The organism is Bradyrhizobium sp. JYMT SZCCT0428 (assembly GCF_018131075.1).
Taxonomy (GTDB): Bacteria; Pseudomonadota; Alphaproteobacteria; order Rhizobiales; family Xanthobacteraceae; genus Bradyrhizobium.
Map to the genome: position 1 here is coordinate 44,500 of NZ_JAFCLS010000004.1, position 22,179 is coordinate 66,678.

Genomic DNA, 22,179 nt, shown 5'->3' on the forward strand with positions numbered 1-22,179 from the left:
AAAACAAATGACCAAGCTCAAGGGAAAAGTCGCACTGATCACGGGATCGGGGCGAGGCATCGGCCGCGCGATCGCGCTGAAACTTGCCAGCGAGGGCGCGAAGGTCGTGGTCAACGATCTCGATGCAGCGCCGGGCGACGCCGTCGCCGCGGAAATCCGCAAGGGCGGCGGCGAAGCCATCGCGATCAACGGCAGTGTTTCCGAATCCGGCTTCTCCGACCGTTTCGTCGGAGCAGCCATGGAGACATTCGGCGGCCTCGACATCATCATCAACAACGCCGGTTATACCTGGGACTCGACGATCCAGAAGATGACCGACGAACAGTTCCAGGCCATGCTGGACGTCCATTTGGTCGCACCGTTCCGTCTGCTGCGTGCCGCCTCCGAGCCGATCCGGATCATGGCAAAGAAAGAGGCCGAAGCCGGCCGCGAAGTGTTTCGCAAGGTGGTCAACATCTCCTCGATTGCCGGGCTTTACGGTAACGCAGGCCAGGCCAGTTATTCGTCGGCCAAGGCTTCGCTGGTCGGGCTGACGCGCACGCTGTGCAAGGAATGGGGACGCTACAAGGTCAACGTCAATTGCGTGGCCTTCGGCCTGATCAATACCCGCCTGACCCAGCCGATCGAAACCCAGCAGAAAACCATCGACGTCGCCGGCCGTGACATCAAGGTCGGCGTCCAGCCCCAGATGCTCGACGCGATGGCGAGAATGATTCCGCTCGGACGCGGCGGCACACCGGAGGAAGCGGCGGACGCCGTCTATCTGTTCTGCAGCCCGGAATCGAACTACATCAGTGGGCAAGTCGTCGTCTGCGGTGGCGGCCTCATCATCTGACGCGAGGGATCAATGCAATATCGTTCATCCTGGATGACGGAGGAACTGGACGTCTTTCGCGACCAGTTTCGCAAGTTCCTCGCCAAGGATCTGGCGCCGCATGCGGAGAAATGGCGCGACCAGAAGATGGTCGACCGCTCCGCCTGGCGCGGGCTCGGCGAAATGGGCGCCCTGCTTCCGAGCGTGCCGGAAGCCTATGGCGGGCTGGGCGCCAGCTTCGCCTATGAAGCGGCCGTGATCGAGGATCTCGAAACCGTGGTACCCGAAGTGACGACCGGGTACTCGGTGCATAGCGCAATCGTCGCGCATTACATTTTGAACTACGGGTCCGAGGAACAGAAGCGGCGCTGGTTGCCGAAAATGGCCAGCGGCGAGTTCGTCGGCGCCATCGCCATGACCGAACCCGGCACCGGCTCCGATTTACAGGGCGTCCGCACGACGGCCCGAAAGCAAGGCAACAACTACGTCATCAACGGCCAGAAGACGTTCATTACCAACGGCCAGGCCGCCGACCTGATCATCGTGGTCGCGCGCACCGGCGAGCCCGGCGCCAAGGGTATCTCACTGATCGTGCTTGAAGCCGAAGGCAATGACGGTTTCCGCCGCGGGCGCAACCTCGACAAGATCGGCCTGCACGCATCCGACACGTCCGAATTGTTCTTCGACAATGCGGTGGCGCCGCCGGAAAACCTGCTGGGCAGCGAGGAAGGCAACGGCTTCGTGCAGTTGATGCAGCAATTGCCGCAGGAGCGCCTCTCGCTGGCCGTCGGCGCCGTGGCGTCGATGGAGCGCGCGATCAAGCTGACCGCCGACTACACCAAGGAGCGCAAGGCATTCGGCAAGCCGATCATCGAATTCCAGAATACCGCTTTCAAACTGGCGGAGCGCAAGACCGAGGCCATGATTGCACGTGTGTTCGTCGACTGGTGCGTCGAGCGCCTCGTCGCCGGTGAACTCGATACCGTGACCGCTTCCATGGCAAAATGGTGGACTTCGCAGAAGCAGGTGGAAACCGCGGACGAATGCCTGCAGCTCCACGGCGGCTACGGTTACATGGAGGAATATCCGATCGCGCGGATGTTCGTGGATGCGCGGATCCAGAAGATCTACGGCGGCACCAACGAGATCATGAAGCTGTTGATCGCGCGGTCGCTCTAACAGGAGGTCGCGACGATGCCGGACTGCCGCGGTCCGCGGCTCATCGCCCGGCTCCGAGCCGCTGCGGGCCTCAGCTGAGGCTTAGTCCGCTAATTGTAGTTCGGCGAGCGTCGTTCTCGCCGTCGGCTCGTCCAGCGCAATAAGGTCGGCCGGTCCTGTATTGTCGCTGCCGGACGTTGCAACGGACGCAACCAGAGCCCCAGCCAATCCCGCAACCATGGTCGTGCCGGTTACCGCGTCATGCCTCGCGCTCGATTTTACCAGAAAGAAATAAGTGCGGCCGGGCGCCGTGGTGAAATCTCGCCTGGACTCGCCGGGAAACATCACTTCGGTCGCAGTGAGTTGGTGCGGACCGGCCGGGAGATCGGCATAGGCGTAGGTTCCGACCACCACCTTGCCCATTGGACTGCCGTCCAGCTTCACATCACAGGCGCAAAGGGACATCGACAGCCCGTCGCGCTTTCGTTGAAGCACCACTACCCGGGACTGTCCAGGTTTTGGCGGACCGATCTTCTGCGACATCACCGCATAGTCTGTTCCGACTTTGGCCGTCATACAGCCCGACAACAGCAACGCGCCCGACAGCAAGGCAATTCCACGCTTCAACATAACGCCCCCAGCACTATCCCGGCGAGGACATAGCCGAGAACATCGTGAGGTTGCAATAGCTGTGCCGTGTTATCCGAGTGACCGGTTAATTGCCCAGCGCCTACAGCGTCTGCACGTCGACCACGCCCGACACCGCCTTGATCGCGCCGGCGATTTGCGGCGAGACCTTGAAGCGGCCGGGAAGCTTCATCTCGACCTCGGTTTCGAGGTCGATCATGATCACCAGCGAGACGTCGCCATCGGCGCCGCCCAACGGCGCGGGCGCCGGTTTCGCCGGCAGGCCCTTTGGCGCACCGGGCACGACCGGCTCCGGCATGTTCAGCCGTCGCGCGATCGAATCCAGCGGCTTGGTATCGCGAACGAAAATCCGCAGGCCCTTCTGGGTTTTGGCCGCCGCATCATCCAGCGGCTCGGCGTGCAGCACCCTCGCCCGCACGTCCTCGCCCTGCAGTTCGGCGCCGAGCTGCAGCAGCACGGCAGCCCCCGGCTCCAGCACGTCGCGATATTGCGCGAGGCCTTCGGAGAACAGCACCGCTTCGAAATGGCCCGTCGGGTCGGACAGGCCCATGATGCCCATCTTGTTGCCGGTCTTGGTCCGCCGCTCCATGCGCGAGACGACCGTGGCCGCGACCTTGCCGGCGGTCGCGCCGGTTTTGACCGCGCGCGAGAATTCCGCCCAGGACTGCACGCGCAGCCGCTTCAACACCGTGGCATAGTCATCGAGCGGATGGCCCGACAGGAAGAAGCCGATGGCGTCGTATTCGCGCCGCAGCCGCTCGGCCGGCAACCACGGTTCGATCTGCGGCAGCATGATGGTCGGAGCATCCGCGGCACCGCCGAACATGTCGTTCTGCCCGATCGTCGACGCCTCATGGCTGCGCTGGCAGGCGGCCAGAATAGCCTCGGCGCCGCCGAATACCCGCGCGCGGTTTGAATCGAGCGTGTCGAAAGCGCCGGCTGCCGCCAGGCTTTCGATGACGCGCTTGTTGATGGCGCGCGGATTAACGCGCGCGGCGAAATCGGCGAGCGAGGTGAACAGCCCTTTGCGCCGTTCCTCCACGATCAGTTCGACTGCCTGCGGGCCGACGCCCTTCAGCGCGGCCAGCGCATAATAGATGGTGTTTTCGCCAACCTCGAAGGTCGCACCCGAGCGATTGATGTTGGGCGCCTCGACCTTGATGCCGAGCCGCTGCGCCTCGGCGCGAAACTCGCTGAGCTTGTCGGTGTTGTTGAGTTCGAGCGTCATCGACGCGGCCAGGAACTCGACCGGATAATGCGCCTTCATATAGGCGGTGTGATACGACACCAGCGCGTAGGCCGCGGCGTGGCTCTTGTTGAAGCCGTAGTCGGCGAATTTTGCGAGCAGTTCGAAGATCGTATCGGCCTGCCCCTTCGGCACGCCGTTCTTGACCGCCCCGGCGACGAAGATCGCGCGCTGCTTCTCCATCTCGGCGCGGATCTTCTTGCCCATCGCCCGGCGCAGCAGGTCGGCGTCGCCGAGCGAGTAGCCGGCCATCACCTGGGCGATCTGCATCACCTGTTCCTGGTAGATGATGACGCCGAAGGTTTCCTTCAGGATCGGCTCCAGGATCGGATGGAGATATTCCGGCTCCTCGTCACCGTGCTTGCGCGCGCAATAGGTCGGGATGTTAGCCATCGGGCCGGGGCGGTAGAGCGCCACCAGCGCGATGATGTCCTCAAAGCGGTCGGGCCGCATGTCGACCAGCGCGCGCCGCATGCCCTGGCTTTCCACCTGGAACACGCCGACCACATCGCCCCTGGCCAGCATCTGGTAGCTCGGGGCGTCTTCGATCGGCAGCGTTGCGAGATCGACGTGGATATTGCGTTGCCTGAGCAGTTTGACCGCGACGTCGAGCACGGTCAGCGTCTTCAGGCCGAGAAAGTCGAACTTCACGAGGCCGGCGGGCTCGACCCATTTCATGTTGAACTGGGTCACCGGCATGTCGGATTTGGGATCGCGGTAGAGCGGCACCAGTTCGCTCAAAGGACGATCGCCGATCACAATGCCGGCGGCGTGCGTCGAAGCGTGCCGGGTCAGTCCTTCCAGGCGCTGCGCGATGTCGAAGGCGCGCGCCACGACGGGATCTTCGTCGCGGAATGCCTGCAGTTTTGGTTCGCTCTCGATCGCAGCAGCCAGCGTTACCGGGGCTGCGGGATTCTGCGGCACCAGTTTGGTCAGTTTGTCGACCTGCCCGTAAGGCATCTGCAGCACGCGGCCGACGTCGCGCAGCACGCCCCTCGCTTGCAGCGTTCCGAAGGTGATGATCTGCGCCACCTGATCGCGGCCGTAGCGCTGCTGCACGTAGTCGATGACCTCGCCGCGGCGATCCTGGCAGAAGTCGATGTCGAAGTCCGGCATCGAGACGCGCTCGGGATTGAGGAAGCGCTCGAACAGCAGGCCAAAGCGAAGCGGATCGAGGTCGGTGATGGTCAGCGCATAGGCCACCAGCGATCCCGCGCCCGAGCCGCGGCCCGGCCCGACCGGAATGTCGTTGTCCTTGGCCCATTTGATGAAGTCGGAAACGATCAGGAAGTAGCCCGCATAGTTCATGCGGTTGATGACGTCGATCTCGAACGCCAGCCGCTTCTGGTAGTCCTCCTCCGAGGTGCCCTGCGACAGGCCATGTACCGAAAGGCGCCTGGCAAGCCCCTCCTCGGCCTGACGCTTCAGTTCGGCAGCCTCTTCGCCAACTGCATCGGATCCCGATCCCGCGCCGACCGTAAAGCGCGGCAGGATCGGCTTGCGCGTCATCGGCCGGAACGAACAGCGTTCGGCGATCTCGACGGTGGAAGCTAGGGCCTCCGGAATGTCGGCGAACAGGACCGCCATCTCGGCGCGGGTCTTGAAGCGGTGATCCGGCGTCAGCTGTTCGCGGTCGGTCTCGGCGATCAGGCGGCCGCCGGCGATGCAGAGCAGCGCGTCGTGGGCTTCGTAGTCGTCAGTGCTTGCGAAATACGGCTCGTTGGTCGCGACCAGCGGCAGGCCCTTGGCATAGGCGAGATCGATCAGGCCCGATTCGACACGACGCTCCTTGTCGATGCCGTGGCGCTGCAATTCGACATAGAGGCGGTCGCCGAACAGGCTGGTCAGCCGGTCGCAGCGCGTCGCCGCCAGCGCCGAATGATCGCCGTGCAGCGCCAGCGAGATCGGCCCCTCGGGGCCCCCGGTCAGCGCGATCAGGTCCTCCGAGTGGCCTTCAAGCCATTCGAGCTTGATGTGCGGAGATTGATGAACCGGCGTCTCCTGGAACGCCCGCGAATTCAGGTGCATCAGGCTGCGGTAGCCACGCTCGCGTGCCGCCAGCAGCACGATTCGCGCAGGCGCCGTGGCCAGCGCATTGCGCGCGTTGGGATCCTGGTCGCCGAAATCGACCGCGAGTTCCAGCCCAACGATCGGCTGGATGCCATAGCCCGCCATCTTGTCGGAGAATTCCAGCGCCCCGAACATGTTGTCGGTATCGGTCAGCGCCAGCGCCGGCTGGCGGTCGGCTTTGGCAAGCTCGCCGAGCTTGGCGATCTTGATCGAACCCTTCAGCAGCGAATAGGCCGAATGAACGTGGAGATGAACGAATCCGGCGTTGGACATGTCGCTTTGCGGGCTCTTGCATCGTGGCTGGGAGCGATCGTCAGGCTCTCCGGGAAACCTTCCCGGGCGCCGACTCGCCGGCTCCAATGGTGATGCGTTGGGCTAGCGAAGTCCACGCGGAACGCTCAGCTGGCCCCCGCCATCCGGCTTTTCCCCAAGGGGCTGTCGAAGCCTGTTTTGGGGGTACGCCGGCGCCGATCCCGCTCCCACCTCAGAGCTGGGGAATCAGCTGGGCCCACACCGCAATCATCCCGACAAACAGCGTAATCGACGCCAGAGCAGCGGCTTCTTCTACAAACATCCTCAACATCGCAGGCACTCCCGATCCAAGAACATATGAGGAACATTGTTCCTTTTTTGTTCTCGGAGTCAAGCGCGCCTGACGGGTCCGTTTGAAGAACAACCCCTGTGGTTAATTCCGGGCCCCGGCCCCCGTCGCAAAGTCCATGATCGCTTGGCGAACTGGTTGGGGTCCCTAGGGCGTTTCGGGTGCCTTGCCGTTCCCGCCTTCCGTCCGAGGACGTTCAATAAGCTCGTAGGTGGGAACGTGGCCGCTATTCCACCACGACTCCAGCGCCGCCCCGCAGACCGTGCAGACCGCGTCACCCGTTTGCGGTACCAAGAACTTCTCTTCAGTACGTCTGTACTCGGCGCCGCAATTGCATTGAACAATCGTCGCCATGCCCCGAATATGCGCCCGGAACCGGGCGTTTTCCAGCCAGCAACCCTGCCACAATCAAACTGATCGACTTGGCGACTGGGTGGGGTCGCGGAGTCAGATGAGACGCCGCATCAGCTTTTCGATGTAGTCATTCACGGCATCTGCAAAGTCGCACTGAGAGCCGGGCCCGGCCGCGTCGCCGTGAGCTTTCACCACCGACCGAACACTTTCCAGGGCGTCCCTCTGCTGGGGTGCGGGCGTCACGGCGACCAACTCGTCGATGGCATTTTCGGCCAGCGGAATGGCGCTCGTCTTAGCCTCCGCAATCAGCGGGCTCAGAACCGAGGTGCATTTGTGGACGTTTTCCATACCCCAAATATGAGCCCGGCCCGGCGCGTTTGCCAGCCCTCAGGGAACGTTGCTTGTCACTGGCACGACATCCCCGCCTCCATCGGCCCCCAGAAGCCACATTCCGTGGTGGGGTGATGGGGACCGCGCGCGTGAAGTCGGCCGTTGAAAATCAGCAGGGCTGCGACGGCGAGAAGGACGGCTGAAACGATGATGGAGAATCTTATTTTCATGTCCCGAATATGCCTTCGGGAGCTGAGCAATTCCAGCCCGCGCGGCTAGGCCGTCTTCCGTCCAAAGACCGGCGAGGTCTTCTTGACCGGCTTCCAGCCGAAATAATCATGGGTACCGGACCAGGCGTGGACTTCGGTCTGGCAGACCATGCATTCGAATTTGCCCGAATGCTTGTGCTGATGCTGCTCCCTCGTCGCGGAGTAATCCATTCCGCAACCGGGGCAGGTAAATTCTTCTGTGGTCCAGATGCTGCTTGCCATTGCGCAACTATGCGCCGGCGGCGGGGCGATTCAAGTCCGCGAAGTTCCTGTAGTTAAGGGCGCGATAAATGGACTTGCGCTCTCGCGTTAACAAAAACTTCCGCAATGTCGAACCAGTGGGCCAACAAAAAAGCCCCGGGCGACGCCCGGGGCTTCAATGGTCTCGCTAGCGAGTAGCGAAATCAGTACTTAGTTAGATCAGTACTTGGCGATGACCGGGCCGCCGAACTTGTAGTTCAGGCGAGCGGTGACCAGATCGACGTCCTGGCTGACGCGATCGGTGCCGAAGAACACGCCAGCCGGCGTGGTGAAGGTGTAGGTCCGATCCTGCAGGAAGATGTGGTTGTACTCGACGCCAATCGACCAGTTCGGGGCGAAGCCGTATTCGAGGCCAGCACCGACCGTGCCACCCCAGCGGGTGTCGTCGCCGGTGGACGCAGCAAGCGCGCCAGCAACGGTGTTGATGTGGTTACGGTTCGAGGTCACAGCAGCACCGCCCTTGACGTAGAGCAGTACGTTGTTGACGGCATAGCCGACCTGACCGGTGAACAGGCCGAACGCGTCGATCTTCGAATGGTTGACGAAGCCGGGGAACAGCAGGCTGGTGTTCGAGCCCTTGAAGTCAGCCCAGTTGCCCTGCGCTTCCAAGCCGAACACCCACTGGCCGGCCTGCCAACGATAGCCAACCTGACCACCGACCGTGCCGCCGGATGCGTCATGGGAACCCTCGGGGCCAACCAGAACGTTGGGAGCGACCGCGGCCCAATCATTGCGGCTCCAACCGCCGCCACCGTTGACGCCGATGTAGAAACCACTCCAGTCATACACAGCGGCGATCATCGGCGGCGCCTTGGTGTAGGGACGCGCGGCGAGATCCGCAGCCACTGCCGGCGCAGCCGCGCCGAGCGCGATCAGACTGGCCGTTACAAGCAAAACCTTCTTCATCTTTTTTAATTCCCGTTCCAGTTGGTACAGCCCCCAAGGCCGTGGCAGCGTCATACCATTGTTCGTTTGAATTACTGTAACTTGGCTGCAACAGCGCACGCGAAACGACTTCAGCGAAAATGTAAGTTAATATTGTGTAACAGGCACTTTTCGAAACATTGTGTGCACGTTCGCCGCAGAAAAATCACAATGGAACCGCGCAGCGGTATTGCCGTGTGCGATTGTGTTGAAGAGATGGTGCGCGTGCGCGGCTAAAGATGTTCAACGATCCGTGATCGAAGCGACGAGCGCGCTCCGAGCACAACGAGATTCGAATGCGTGGAGCGATTCCAATTCCATTCATTCCAGCTCGACGACCTGGCCATCCACCAGCGACACCCGCCGGTCCATGCGGCCGGCCAATTCCATATTGTGGGTTGCGATCAGCATCGCGACCCGCGTCGCCTTCACGAGCTGCATCAGGGCGTTGAAGACGTGATCGGCGGTGTGCGGATCGAGGTTGCCGGTCGGCTCGTCCGCCAGCAGCACCCGCGGCGCATTGGCGACCGCGCGTGCGATCGCGACGCGCTGCTGCTCACCGCCGGACAGTTCGGCCGGGCGATGGGTGATGCGTTCGCCAAGACCGAGATAGGCCAGGATCTCTGTTGCGCGCTTGATCGTCTCGTTGCGCTTGAGACCACGGATCATCTGCGGCAGCATGACGTTTTCGAGCGCGGTGAATTCCGGCAGCAGCCTGTGCTGCTGGTAGACGAAGCCGATGTCGGAACGCCTGATGTGGGTGCGGTCGATGTCTGACAATTGCGAGGTCGGCACTCCCCCGACATAGACCTCGCCGTCATCGGGGCTTTCGAGCAGGCCCGCGATGTGCAGCAGCGTCGACTTGCCCGAGCCCGACGGCGCCACCAGCGCCACCGACTGCCCCGCCCACAGCGCGAGCTTGGCGCCGTTGAGAATGGTCAGCGTCGCCTCGCCCTGCGTGTACTGGCGTTTTATCTCGTGGAGATAGACCACCGGTACATCTTCCGCGCCCTCGGCCATTTTGCCCTCACTCATACCGGAGCGCGTCCACGGGATCGAGGCGCGCCGCGCGCCAGGACGGATAGAGCGTGGCCAGGAACGACAGCGTCAGCGCCATGATCACGACGGCAGAGGTCTCGCGGAAGGCGATTTCGGCCGGAAGCTTCGAGAGAAAATAGATCTCTCGCGGAAATATGTCGGTGTTGGTGAGCCACGACAGGAATGTCTGGATCGATTCGATGTTGAGGCAAATCAGCATGCCGACGAAAAAGCCGGTCAGCGTGCCGACCACGCCGATCGCGGCCCCCGTGATCAGGAATATCCGCATGATCGAGCCCCGCGAGGCGCCCATGGTGCGCAGGATCGCAATGTCCTGGCCCTTGTCCTTGACCAGCATAATCAGGCCGGAGACGATGTTGAGCGCCGCGACCAGCACGATCATGGTCAAGATCAGGAACGTCACGTTGCGTTGGACCAGCAGCGCATTGAAGAAGGTCGAGTTGCGCTGCCGCCAGTCGACCAGGAACACCGGCCGTCCGGCCGCCTCCGTCACCAGCCTGCGGAAAGCATCGATCTTGTCCGGATTGGAGGTGAAAACCTCGATCGCGGAGACATCGTCCTTGCGGTTGAAATAGACCTGCGACTCCGGCAGCGGCATGAATACGAAGCCTGAGTCATATTCCGACATGCCGATCTCGAACACGGCGGCGACCTTGTAGGGCTTGATGCGCGGCGTGGTGCCCATCGAGATCACGGCCCCCTTCGGGGCAACCAGGGTGATGCTGTCGCCGGCACGCAATGACAGCGTATCGGCGAGCCGGCGACCGATCGCGACGCCCTGCCCCTCGTCGAAGCCTTGCAGCGTGCCCTGCTTGATGTTCCCCGAGATCGAGTTGAGGTTGTTCAGGTCAGCGGCGCGCATGCCGCGCACCACCACACCCGAGGCGTTGAAGGCCGACGACGCCAGCGCCTGACCGTCAACCACCGGCGCGGCCAGCCGGACACCCTGGATCATGCTGATCCGCTCGGCGACATCCTTCCAGTCCGTCAGCGGCGATTCCAGCGGCTGAATCAAGAGGTGTCCGTTGAGGCCGAGGATCTTGTCCAGCAATTCCTTGCGAAAGCCGTTCAACACGGCCATCACGACGATCAGCGTCGCAACGCCGAGCATGATGCCAAGGAACGAAAAACCGGCGATGACGGAAATGAAGCCTTCCTTGCGGCGCGCCCGCAAGTAACGCCCGGACAACAGCCATTCGAACTGTGAAAACGGCGGGGTACGAACTGTCTCCTTCATGGTCTCACCCATCACTCGTACCGGAGCGCGTCGACGGGATCGAGGCGCGCGGCGCGCCAGGACGGATAGAGCGTGGCCAGGAACGACAGCGTCAGCGCCATGATCACCACCGCGGTGGTCTCGCCGAAATCGATCTCGGCGGGCAGCTTGGACAGGAAGTAGAGCTCCGGCGAGAACAGCTCGGTATTGGTCATCCACGACAGGAATTGCCGGATCGATTCGATGTTCAGGCAAACCAGCATGCCGACGAAAAAGCCGGTCAGCGTGCCGACCACGCCGATCGCAGCCCCCGTGATCAGGAATATCCGCATGATCGAGCCCTGCGAGGCGCCCATGGTGCGCAGGATCGCAATGTCCTGGCCCTTGTCCTTGACCAGCATGATCAGGCCGGAGACGATGTTGAGCGCCGCGACCAGCACGATCATGGTCAGGATCAGGAACATCACGTTACGTTCGACCTGCAGCGCGTTGAAGAAGGTCGAGTTGCGCTGCCGCCAGTCGACCAGGAACACCGGCCGCCCGGCCGCTTCCGTCACCAGTTTGCGGAAAGCGTCGATCTTGTCCGGATTGGAGGTGAACACCTCGATCGCGGTGACGTCGTCCTTGCGGTTGAAATAGGCCTGCGACTCCGGCAGCGGCATGAACACGAAGCTCGAATCATATTCCGACATGCCGATCTCGAACACCGCGGCGACCTTGTAGGCCTTGATGCGCGGCGTGGTGCCCATCGGGGTCACGGCCCCCTTCGGGGCAACCAAAGTGATGCTGTCGCCGGCATGCAACGACAGCGTATCGGCGAGCCGACGCCCAATGGCAACGCCCTGCCCTTCGTCAAAACCTTCCAGCGTGCCCTGCTTGATGTTCTTGGCGACCGAGGTGAGGTTGGTCAGGTCCGCGGAGCGTATGCCCCGTACCAGCACGCCCGAGGCGTTGAAGTAGGAGGACGCCAGGGCCTGGCCGTCCACGACAGGCGCGGCCAGCCGGATGCCCTGAACCTGGTTGATACGCTCGGCGACATCCTTCCAGTCCGTCAGCGGCGATTCCAGCGGCTGAATTAAGAGATGTCCGTTGAGGCCGAGGATCTTGTCCAGCAGCTCCTTGCGAAAGCCGTTCATCACGGCCATCACGATGATCAGCGTCGCAACGCCGAGCATGATGCCGAGGAACGAAAAACCGGCGATGACGGAAATGAAACCTTCCTTGCGACGCGCCCGCAGGTAACGTCCCGACAACAGCCATTCGAACTGCGAAAACGGCGGGGTTCGGACTGTCTCGTTCATGGTCTCATCCATCTTTCGATAATCCCATGATTCGGGGCCAAATGTGGCCGGGAATGGCCAAGAATACCCGCCCCCCGTGGATAATCTTTATCCCGCGATCGACCGCTTATCGTCCAACTATCCTGGCGACCGCTTCCGCCGGGCTGAGATTCTCGCGCGAGCCGTCGCTGCGCCGCTTGATCTCGAGCTTGCCCTCGGCGAGGCCCTTGGGGCCGACCAGAATCTGCCAGGGGATACCGATCAGGTCAGCGGCGGCGAATTTTGCGCCCGCGCGCTGATCGGTGTCGTCATAGAGGACATCGACGCCCTTGGCCTCGAGCTCGCGGTACAGCGCCTCGCAGGCCGCATCGGTATCGCTGGAGCCCTGCTTCAGGTTCAGGATCACGGCGGTGAACGGGGCCACCGCCTCGGGCCATTTGATGCCGGCATCGTCATGGCAGGCCTCGATGATGGCGCCGACCAGGCGCGACACGCCGACGCCGTAGGAGCCGCCATGGATCGGCACGTCGACGCCGTCGGCGCCCGCGACCATCGCCTTCATGGCGTCGGAATATTTGGTGCCGAAGTAGAAGATCTGGCCGACCTCGATGCCCCTGGTGTGCACCTTCTTGTCGGCAGGCACTTCGCTGTCGAAGCGCGCGGCATCGTGCACGTCCTCGGTCGCGGCATAGACCGAGGTCCATTGCTTGATGATCGGGGTCAGATCGCCGTCATAATCGACGTCGTCGCCCGGTATCGGCAGATTGAGCACGTCGCTGTCGCAATAGACGCCGGACTCGCCGGTCTCGGCCAGCACGATGAATTCGTGGCTGAGATCGCCGCCGATCGGGCCGGTCTCCGCGCGCATCGGGATCGCCTTCAACCCCATCCGCGCGAAGGTGCGCAGGTAAGCGACGAACATCCGGTTATAGGAGCGCCGCGCCGCGGCCTCGTCGATGTCGAACGAATAGGCATCCTTCATCAGGAATTCGCGGCCACGCATCACGCCGAAACGCGGACGCTGCTCGTCGCGGAACTTCCACTGGATGTGGTAGAGATTGAGCGGCAGGCTCTTGTAGGATTTGACGTAGGCGCGGAAGATCTCGGTGATCATTTCCTCGTTGGTCGGCCCGTACAGCAGTTCGCGCTTGTGGCGGTCGCTGATGCGCAGCATTTCCGGACCATAGGCGTCGTAGCGGCCGCTCTCGCGCCAGAGGTCGGCGAGCTGCAGCGTCGGCATCAGCAGTTCCAGGGCGCCTGCTCGGTCCTGCTCCTCACGGACGATCTGCTCGATCTTCTTCAACACCCGAAAACCCAGCGGCAGCCAGGCGTAAATGCCCGCCGCTTCCTGCCGCATCATGCCGGCACGCAGCATCAGGCGGTGCGAGACGATCTCCGCCTCTTTCGGATTCTCTTTCAGGATGGGCAGAAAAAACCGCGACAATCGCATGGGTCAACTCAGGGAATCAGGGGGACCAAAGGAAGAATGGCAGTGAAACCGGATCGGGTACGAAAATACAAGGCCGGAACACCTTAAAAAGCCGCAAGATGCGCGGATTTCCGGCCGTTTTGCGGCCGATATTGACTGCATGATTGCGGCGCGAAGAGGTCCGGGTTGTTTCCACCCGCTCCGCCCGCGTCATTGCGAGCGAAGCGAAGCAATCCATCGCGCCGCGTGCCTTATCTCAGCTCCGTCATCCCCGGACGAACGCTCTGCGTTCGCTCGGGAGGTGCGCGCTCTTGCGCGCCTCGAAGGACGACGGCCCGGCCTGTGGCCGATTCATCCTTCGAGGCTCGCTACGCTCGCACCTCAGGATGACGGGTAGATACACCTTCGCATTCTCGCGGCGCCTTGCGCCCGAGGTTTGCAGGTTACTTTCGCCCCCTAAGACAGAGGGCGCAGGGAATGCCGGATGCGCGCTGCACCCGCGGTCTCGTGTGCAAATAGTGCAAAGAAATGCGCACACGAGCATACAGGGCAGCGGAGAGCATCCGACATTCCCTGCGCAATGGCTTTACGGCTTATAGCTCGCTCTCCCCGGTGAGACGGCCTCTATTGCCACCGTCGCCTCGCAGATCGCTCCGCAAGACTTGACGCCGTTACGGGCGCCAGGACCACACGCTTTCGCCGTACGCTTCAGCCGCGACCGTCCATCGCAACTGTTACGTCCACCGCAACCCGCCCCTCGTCGTGACGACGGCCGACGCCCCTCTGAGTGGGACGGGATGGGTGAGAATGTGCCGGTGATTTGGGGTCGAAGGAAAGGAAAATATTTTTGATTTACAGAAACTTTGTACTTGACATTATTTCCGTAAATCAGAATTGATTTGCCCGTCGGGTTGTTTTGTCGCATGCTGACCGCAAGATTACGCTTGCGCGCGAGGCGACGCAGCACACCCTGTCACCGCACGTCGAAGTCGCCTTCCAGCGTGACCTTCTCGAAATCGGTCACCAGCGCGTCGATCCGCATGTGCCAACGGCCGGCGAGCGGCAACGGCACGCCGCGCACGTGCCAGGACCCATCCCGCCCGCGCGTCGCTTGACGCTCGAATGGTTCGATACCGCGCTCCGGCAGGCTCAGCGTCAGGGTTGCCTCCTTGGCCGATAGCGCGGCGAAGTCGCCGGTCAACAATTGCAGCACAAAATCGTCCGAACCCACTTTGCCCGGCGAAATCGACACCTGAGCCATCGCGCTCTCGGTGTGGATATGGATCGCCAGCGGCGCCTGCGCGGCGGCCGAGAGCACCCGCGGCGGCGGTGTGAAGCGCCAGGTCGCGACCACGGCGAGGATGCCCACCACCACGACGCATTCGATCAGGATCGAGCCGATCAATGGCCGCGTTTTCTGCGGATCGGCCGCCACGGCCGGTGTCAGGCGGTACCGGTTCAGCGCGGCGAGCCCCAGCAGGACCGCGACCAGTTTCAATTTGACCAGCAGGATAACGCCGTATCGGGTCTCGATCAGCGCGCCAACGCGCTCCAGCTGGATGATCGCCAGACCCAATCCGCTCAACACCAGAAGCCCGACGACCGGCACGGCCAGGCGCGCGAACCGTTGCAGCACCGGCACCACCGCTCCCGTCGATTGGCGCGCCAGCACCACAAGGGGCGCGAGTGCGCCGACCCAAAAGGCGATGGCAACGCCATGGACGAACATTGCGGGCGCCGTCAGCGATCTCGGTGATGCCGTTGCGGTGTGCCCGCTCGTTGCCAGCGACAGCCCGACGCCCGCCATCGCAAGAACAGTCAAAACTCTGGCGGTCGTCCCGGCGGGGCTGCGCCACGCAAACCAGGCGATGACCATCGACGCGATCGCAATCAGCAGCGACGGCCCGAGGCTGGTTCCGAGCGCGCTGCTCCATGGCGCTGATGTCGCCAGCCCGCCGAGCGGACGATCGAGCAAGTCGAGGCCCTGCAGGCCAAGCGAGGCGACCGCGCTCGCGACACCGACGGCGAGCGCGCCAGTGATCACGCGCGCACCGCCGGAGCCCTGCCCGATCCATGCGGCAAAGAACGCGCCGCCGACGCCTGCGAACAGACCGACATAAACCCCGATACGGGCCAGCCAGATCAGGATCGCAAACGCGCCGCCATTCGACTTGGCGGCGCTGGACGTCACAACGCCGATCGAAAACACCAGCGATCCCCCAACGGGATGCCCGTCCTGGGAAACCACGCGATAGCTGACGACCTGCGTCCCGCGCGGCAGATCATCAGGCAACACGATCACGACGGATTGGTCGACGGCGCGCACCGTGACGGCGCGCGTCTTGCCCGCGGCATCGATCAGGTTGACGACCGCGGGCGTGACGCTTTCGTTGAACTGCAATTGCACGGTCTTTGGCGCCTCGGCCACGACGCTGCCATCGGCAGGTTCGGCAGCTACCAGCGACGCATGCGCAAGCGCGCCCGTTGCAAGACAGAGCGCCACCAGCAGTGCCGCGACGGCTGCGATGACGCGTAACATCGAATTTACGGCTTCGAAATCAGCTTGAGGCCCGGCGCCGGTGAAGAGCCGTCATGACTATGCGCCCCGGCCCCGGCCTTCGGAATATCGATCCAGCGGCTTACCCCCTTCTCGCATTCCTGCACCACCGGAAAATACAGCGTCGTGTTCGGCTTCAGGCCACCAGTGAGAAAGGTTGCCATGACGAATTCGTCGTAGTTGTCGTCGGCGAGCTTGCCGCCGCTCCAAGACACTTCCTTGACGCCTTCGGAGAATTTGTTGCCATGATATTCGTACTCGACGGCGTATTTTCCCTTTGTCGTCTCGAGGGTCCAGCCGGCCTTCGGCATCGGCTTGACGCTGATCACGCCTTCGGGGATTTGCACCCGGATTTTGACGGTGGCCGATCCCGCACAACCATGCGGCACGGCAAATACCGCCTTGTAATAACTGCCGACGGCCGCCTCGCGCTTCTCGAGCGTGACGTGCGCGTTGGCGGAAGACGCGGCGCAGAGTGCAGCGACAGCGACTAGTAAGCCTGGCTTCGACATTTTTGGCCTCAAATGCTCATGCTGGATTGAATCGGACGCCCGCCGCATCAGGCGCGAACAGCCTGGCTCTGAATGGCGAACGCTTTCCATCGCCATTACTTCTTCATGCCGGAATGACCCGAATGATCATGCGCGGGCGCCTGGGCGCCGACGCCCTGCACGTCGAGCGACAGCGTCACCTTGCCCGCTTTTTCGAACTCAAGCGTGAGCGGCACCTTGTCGCCCTGCTTGAGCGGGCCCTTGAGATCCATCAGCATCAGGTGGTAGCCGCCCGGCGCGAGCTTTACGGTCTTGCCGGGTTCGATGGCGAGGCCCTTGTCGAGTTCCCGCATCGTCATCACGCCATTGTTGACAGCCATCTCGTGGACCTCGATCTTGCCTGAGATGTCAGCTGTGCCCTTGATGAGCCGATCCGATGTCGAGCCCTTGTTCTCGATGGTGAGGTATCCACCCGCGATCTTGGCACCGCCCGGTGTGGCGCGGCTCCAGGCCTGGGTGATGACGAGACTGCCGGCCTTGACCTCTTGGGCGTGCAAGGGAGCGGTGAATAGCGCGGCCACGAAAGCGACGCAGGCAACGGTACGAGAGAACGAATTCATCGGATTTTCCTTGGTTTTCTTTTTGCGGCTCGCGCCCGCAAACGGCGTCTCGAATCCCCCCGGCGCAACGTGCGCGCGCCGGGAGTCGCAATCAATCACCACCGCGCTTTTACGCCCGCGTACACGGCACGGCCAGTGCCGGGCTCGAACAACGGCAGGTTCGGATTTGCCCTGTCGATGATGCTGGCGGAACTGATGTAGGCCTTGTTGGCGATGTTTCGAGCCTCGATGTACATCGAATAGGTGCCACCATTGTCGACGCCCGCCTTCAACCCGAGAAGCGCATAGGCCGACGTCTTCAGGGTATTGGCGCTATCCACATAGTAGGATTCCGGTACCCATTCGACGTTGGGGCCGACATAGATTCCTGTCGGATGCTTGTAGAGCAGTTCGGCCCGCAGGTAATGACGCGGCGCGCCGGGCAACTGGTTGTTTCCGAAGACCGGATCGTTGTCGAAGCGGAAGTCATTGAAGGTGTAGGCAAGGTTCACCCAGACCTTGTCTGGCGCGCTGCCCGGGACGAACAGTCCCTTGATGACAGCTGCGCCCAAGCCGGCTTCAATCCCCTGATGGTAGGTCCGATTGGCGTTGGTCACGTTGCAATTGCCGAACGCGCTGTAGAGGCACAGCAGTTCGTCCTTGATGTCGGCGCGATAGCCGGTCAGTTCCCAGGTCAAATCCGGACGCCGCCCGCGGGTGCCGATTTCATAGGTGGTCGCACGTTGCGGCCGGATGCTGGTGAACGGGATGACCGCGACGCCCGGTACATTCGCGCTTTCGCCGAAGCTCGGCACTTCGGCGCTGCGCGAGATGTTGGCGTAGGCCTGCCAGGTCGGATCGATGTCCCACAGCAGGCCGGCTTTGGGGCTCCACAGATTGAATTCTGTTCGTCCCGATTGATTTCCATCGCTCAAGAAACGGTCGCGACGGTCGCGCGTGGCGTACAGGAACTGCGTACCGGCGACAGCCGCCACGTTCGGCAGGAAATAAAACGAGTCCTGGACATAGAGCGAGGTGTTTTGCGATTTGTCGACCGATGAGGACAGCAGCGCTCCCTTCTGTCCGGCGATATTGGCAAATTGCTGGTTGTCGATGCTGCCGTTGATGACATTGACGCCGGCGACGAGAACATTGCGGAAGCCGCCGATGTTGCGGTCATCGGTGACGCGGGCAAAGCCGCCGTAATCCTTGTAGCGATAGTCCAGCCACTGGAAGATCGGATGCATCAAATGGCGGTCGACGCCGAACACGCCGAAATCAACGACGGTGTCCTCAAAGCGGATCGTCGTCTTGTTTGCCAGCCGCACCGTATCGATGTTGCGCTGCTGGTCCATCAGGATGTTGTTCGGCGCCGCCGTCTCGGGGGACGTGAGCGCCGACTGCTTGGTGACCGTGCCGGGAATGCGCTGCCGGACCTGATTGGCGTTCACATAGAACCGCGTCTCGAAATCGGGCGAGAACTGGTAGCCGACATTACCGCTGACGCGCGTCGCACTGCCGTTGCTGTGATCGCGAAACCCGTCCGCAGCCTGCGTCGAGGCGGTCACGAAACCGTCCCAGGGTCCGTTGGCGCCGCCCGCGTTTGCCTGCAGCCGGCGAAACCCGAAAGCGCCGCCATCGACACTGACGCCGTTCACGAAAGGGTCGCGACCGCTTGGCGTGACGAAATTGATGGCCCCGCCGAGCGAGTTCGCACCGAACCGCAATGCGTTGCCGCCTTTGAACACTTCGACATATTTGTAGGCGGTCGGATCGATTTCCTGAAAATCGCCGTAGCCGTCAGCCGTATTGATCGGGATCCCGTCCATGTAGAGCTGGACGCCGCGCAGATGGAAGTTGCGCGACAGACCGGAACCGCGGATCGAGAGCCTGGAATCGTCGCCCCATTTGGGCTGCGCGAAGACGCCGGGGACATAATCGAGAACATCCTTGATCGTATTGGCGACGGTCGAATTCCGGTAGGCCTCGGCCGGAACGAGCGCGACGCCGCCCGGGGTTTGCTGAATCTCGCGGATTGCCTGTTGCACCGTGAGAACCGTCAGCGCCGGCCCCCTCGCCGGTTCGTTGGCGACCGGCGGCGCAACCGGGGCCGGATTTCGAGCACGCGACGCCCGCGCCGTGCGCGCCGCACCGCGCTGCGGAGCACGGGCTGAAACTGCCCGCTGCGGCGTCGGGGCATCCACGGTGACGGGCGGAAGCGAACTTTGCGTATTGGTTTGAGCACCCGCCGGAGCTGATGCAAAGACGGCGGCGCAAGCAAGCGCGCCCGCGGGCAAATGATAGCGAAACATGTGGTATTCCTGACACCGGCTCTAGCGGCCGGTTAATGAACTGCACCGATCAGCGCAGCCGAGGCCGCACCGATCGTTCGGATGTTCGAAAGGTCAGGAAATGGAAGGTGGCGCGCGCGCTTGCGCGTGCGAGCCGGCGCGGGAACCGAACCGCTCCGTTGTGAATTCGACCCAGACCACGCGCGCGTGCTGGCGTTCGATGACGATAGCGTCGGCGGTTTGCGGCACGTCGACCGGCGCACCGGTGTGGAGCACGCTGCAGACCGAACAGCAACCATCGTGCGCGCGATGCCCGGTCTGGTCGCTCTGGCCGGTGGAGGCATCTGCATTGCCGTGACAGATCACGGCCGCGGCGATCGGATCGGAAGCCGCGATGCTGGCCGCCCAGCACGCGCCGATCGGTGCGAAAATCTGCACCACCAGGGCGATCAGGACTATCGGTAGGAAATTTTTCAGCCGCGCGCGCATCGCAAACCCATCCGGGGTGAAGAACTAATCACCGAGAGGGTCCGAAGTCGAGATCGGGTTTCCGGTTTATCCGCTTGTGTTGCGCAAATAACCCGGCTTTTCAGATGCGTTCCAGCCGATTGAGGCGGAGATTCCGGCCCTTCGTGCCCGTTGCCGGGCACGGGTACTGCCCCTGAACCACAAGGAATAGTGGTGTAATTCCAATCATTTCGCAGATTGCTAGAATTTTGAACAATCGTTGCTGAAAATGGTGACAAGTGGAAAAAGATAGTCTACATGTGCTGGCTCAGGCTGGCCGAAAGGTTGAAGTCTGGTGGTCCAAGTCTCGGGAGGAGCCCTGACGCGCACAAGCAGCGTCGCCTCGTCAATCAAGATCAAACCCAAATTTTCGAGGTAAAAGGGTCGACACAATTTTTGAGCAGGGCTCCGTGCCCTGCTCTTTTTTTTCTGCGATCATCCTTCTTCCGCCGTTCGAAGAATCGAGATCACGTACGCCCGATGATCGCATCCTCCAATCCGATTCTGCGAAGCTTTGAGATTGCCGCCGAGCGCTGCGCGGATCTGACGCCATTGGTGTATGAGCGCCTGCACGGCGAACATCCCGAAACACAAACCATGTTCCGGACCGAGGGCAGCGAACTCGTCAAGGGCTCGATGCTGGCGCTGACGATCGATGCGATCCTGGATTTCGCAGGTCCCCGCACCGGCCACTTCCGCATGATCGAGTGCGAGATTTCCTCGCACGACGCCTACGGCACGCCGCGCGACCTGTTCATTGCATTCTTCGGTGTGATCGCCGCGACCCTGCGCGAAATCCTCGATCAGGACTGGTCGCCCGAGATCGATGCTGCATGGCGGAAATTGCTCGACGAGATCGAGCAGCTGGTCTTGCAGCGCACAAGCTAAAACGGCTTCCACTCACCTTGCTCGATCGAATCCGCAGCCCTCGGCGATGACGTGATCAGCTGACGGGTGGCGTGGGCACAACGATTGTGAGACACTGCCTGCATCCGCGGTGCGTGCAAATCGACGCCGTCGGTCATAAAAATGAAAACGAGGGAGCAAGCAATGTCAGGGACGGACAAATCCTCTACGACCAGGCGTGATCTTCTTCAGTCGGCGGCGTTCGCCGGCGCAGCGACCGCGCTGTTCGGCGGTTTGGGCGTGAGCCCCGCGCTAGCGCAGGCCGCGCGTTCCGAGAAACCGCTGAAGGCGGCGTTCTCCAACGCCGGCCTGCAGGCCACCTGGTGCGCACAGGGCAAGCAGGCCGCGGAATGGTGGGGCAAGCTGTTCAACGTCGAGGTCACCTGGTTCGACGGCCAGCTCGACGCCGTCAAGCAGCGTGCCGCGATCGACAACATGGCGTCGCAGAAATGGGATTTCGTTGCCATCCAGGCGTTCGGCATCGGCACCCTGACCCAGCCGGTGCAGAAGATGATCAGCGCCGGCACCCCGGTCATCGACATGGACACGCTGATCGCACCGCTCGACCAGATCAACGTCCACTCCTTCCTCGCCCCCGACAATGAATTCATGGGCGCCTCGGTGACGCAGGCGCTGTGCAATGCCATGGGCGGCAAGGGCAAGATCATCATGACCCAGGGCGCCCTCGGCCACACCGGCGCGCAAGGCCGCGCCAAGGGTTTCAATACGGTCGTCAAGCAATTCCCGAACATCGAGGTGCTCGACACCCAGCCGGCGGATTGGGACGTGTCAAAGACGGCGCGTCTGTGGGAAACCTATCTGACAAAATACCCGCAGATCGACGCCGCCTTCTTCCACAATGACGACATGGCGCTCGCCGCCTACAACATCATGAAGGCGCGCAACCGCACCAACATCCTGATCGGCGGCGTCGACGCCATGCCGCCGGCGATCCAGGCGGTCAGCGAAGGCCGGATGTTCGCAACCGTCCGCAATCCTTCGTGCCGCATCCATGGCGGCGCCATCGTCGCCGGTGTCGCCGCGGTGACCGGGGGCGAAAAGAGCGGCCAGGGCATTCCGAAGCACGTGATAACGGACGGCCCGGTCGTGACCAAGGCCAACGCCGCGGGCATGCAGTGGATGGAGAATCATTTCCTGATCTGAAGCCT

Annotated in this window: 18 protein-coding genes; 4 read left to right on the forward strand and 14 right to left on the reverse strand. The window is 62.4% G+C overall.

Annotated elements, in window-relative coordinates; translation table 11 throughout:
* Positions 1-7 precede the first annotated feature (7 nt).
* Together JQ575_RS05065 and JQ575_RS05070 are read left to right on the forward strand one after the other, a co-directional pair.
* Entirely contained in the window at positions 8-835 is an 828-nt protein-coding gene (locus tag JQ575_RS05065; RefSeq protein WP_192733416.1) for an SDR family NAD(P)-dependent oxidoreductase, read from the forward strand.
* Between the two features lie 12 nt (positions 836-847).
* Positions 848-1,993, forward strand: coding sequence for an acyl-CoA dehydrogenase family protein (locus JQ575_RS05070; RefSeq protein ID WP_212032158.1), 1,146 nt, complete (start codon positions 848-850; stop codon positions 1,991-1,993).
* A gap of 81 nt (positions 1,994-2,074) precedes the next feature.
* Here JQ575_RS05070 and JQ575_RS05075 read toward each other — a convergent pair whose 3' ends face one another.
* The 14 genes from JQ575_RS05075 to JQ575_RS05140 form a co-directional block, all read right to left on the reverse strand.
* A complete protein-coding gene (locus JQ575_RS05075) occupies positions 2,075-2,602 on the reverse strand; it encodes a DUF2846 domain-containing protein (RefSeq protein ID WP_212032159.1) in 528 nt (175 codons plus the stop codon).
* 100 nt (positions 2,603-2,702) lie between these two features.
* Complete coding sequence (dnaE, locus tag JQ575_RS05080) at positions 2,703-6,209, reverse strand: DNA polymerase III subunit alpha (RefSeq protein WP_212032160.1); 3,507 nt, start codon at positions 6,207-6,209, stop codon at positions 2,703-2,705.
* Between the two features lie 775 nt (positions 6,210-6,984).
* Positions 6,985-7,239 carry a hypothetical protein gene (locus JQ575_RS05085; protein WP_212032161.1) on the reverse strand — a complete coding sequence of 85 codons (255 nt, stop codon included), beginning with the start codon at positions 7,237-7,239 and terminating at the stop codon, positions 6,985-6,987.
* Between the two features lie 257 nt (positions 7,240-7,496).
* Complete coding sequence (locus tag JQ575_RS05090) at positions 7,497-7,661, reverse strand: hypothetical protein (protein ID WP_312015886.1); 165 nt, start codon at positions 7,659-7,661, stop codon at positions 7,497-7,499.
* A gap of 249 nt (positions 7,662-7,910) precedes the next feature.
* A complete protein-coding gene (locus JQ575_RS05095) occupies positions 7,911-8,657 on the reverse strand; it encodes an outer membrane protein (RefSeq protein ID WP_212032163.1) in 747 nt (248 codons plus the stop codon).
* A gap of 339 nt (positions 8,658-8,996) precedes the next feature.
* Positions 8,997-9,710: an ABC transporter ATP-binding protein gene (locus JQ575_RS05100; protein ID WP_409363572.1), complete on the reverse strand. Its 714-nt coding sequence runs from the start codon at positions 9,708-9,710 to the stop codon at positions 8,997-8,999.
* Positions 9,703-10,983 (reverse strand): lipoprotein-releasing ABC transporter permease subunit, encoded by a 1,281-nt coding sequence (locus JQ575_RS05105; protein ID WP_212032164.1) that lies wholly within the window; start codon positions 10,981-10,983, stop codon positions 9,703-9,705. Before JQ575_RS05105 ends, JQ575_RS05100 begins: the two co-directional genes overlap by 8 nt.
* Positions 10,983-12,263, reverse strand: a complete 1,281-nt coding sequence (locus JQ575_RS05110) for a lipoprotein-releasing ABC transporter permease subunit (protein WP_192733424.1) — start codon at positions 12,261-12,263, stop codon at positions 10,983-10,985. The genes JQ575_RS05105 and JQ575_RS05110 overlap by 1 nt, the downstream gene beginning before the upstream one ends.
* Positions 12,264-12,357: 94 nt before the next feature.
* Positions 12,358-13,680, reverse strand: coding sequence for a proline--tRNA ligase (proS, locus tag JQ575_RS05115; protein ID WP_212032165.1), 1,323 nt, complete (start codon positions 13,678-13,680; stop codon positions 12,358-12,360).
* A gap of 952 nt (positions 13,681-14,632) precedes the next feature.
* Positions 14,633-16,198, reverse strand: coding sequence for a copper resistance protein CopC (locus tag JQ575_RS05120; RefSeq protein WP_212032166.1), 1,566 nt, complete (start codon positions 16,196-16,198; stop codon positions 14,633-14,635).
* 5 nt (positions 16,199-16,203) lie between these two features.
* The gene (locus tag JQ575_RS05125) at positions 16,204-16,728 is read right to left on the reverse strand and encodes a YcnI family protein (protein WP_212032167.1); all 525 of its coding nucleotides are present in this window, start codon (positions 16,726-16,728) and stop codon (positions 16,204-16,206) included.
* A gap of 95 nt (positions 16,729-16,823) precedes the next feature.
* Positions 16,824-17,327 (reverse strand): copper chaperone PCu(A)C, encoded by a 504-nt coding sequence (locus JQ575_RS05130; RefSeq protein ID WP_212032168.1) that lies wholly within the window; start codon positions 17,325-17,327, stop codon positions 16,824-16,826.
* A gap of 95 nt (positions 17,328-17,422) precedes the next feature.
* Positions 17,423-19,618, reverse strand: a complete 2,196-nt coding sequence (locus tag JQ575_RS05135) for a TonB-dependent receptor (RefSeq protein ID WP_212032169.1) — start codon at positions 19,616-19,618, stop codon at positions 17,423-17,425.
* A gap of 93 nt (positions 19,619-19,711) precedes the next feature.
* Positions 19,712-20,086 (reverse strand): DUF2946 domain-containing protein, encoded by a 375-nt coding sequence (locus tag JQ575_RS05140; RefSeq protein WP_212032170.1) that lies wholly within the window; start codon positions 20,084-20,086, stop codon positions 19,712-19,714.
* A 498-nt stretch (positions 20,087-20,584) separates the two neighbouring features.
* On the opposite strand from JQ575_RS05140, the gene JQ575_RS05145 reads away from it, so the two are divergent.
* Complete coding sequence (locus JQ575_RS05145; RefSeq protein WP_212032391.1) at positions 20,585-20,992, forward strand: globin; 408 nt, start codon at positions 20,585-20,587, stop codon at positions 20,990-20,992.
* 162 nt (positions 20,993-21,154) lie between these two features.
* Positions 21,155-22,174 (forward strand): sugar ABC transporter substrate-binding protein, encoded by a 1,020-nt coding sequence (locus JQ575_RS05150; RefSeq protein ID WP_212032171.1) that lies wholly within the window; start codon positions 21,155-21,157, stop codon positions 22,172-22,174.
* The last annotated feature ends 5 nt before the right edge of the window (positions 22,175-22,179 follow it).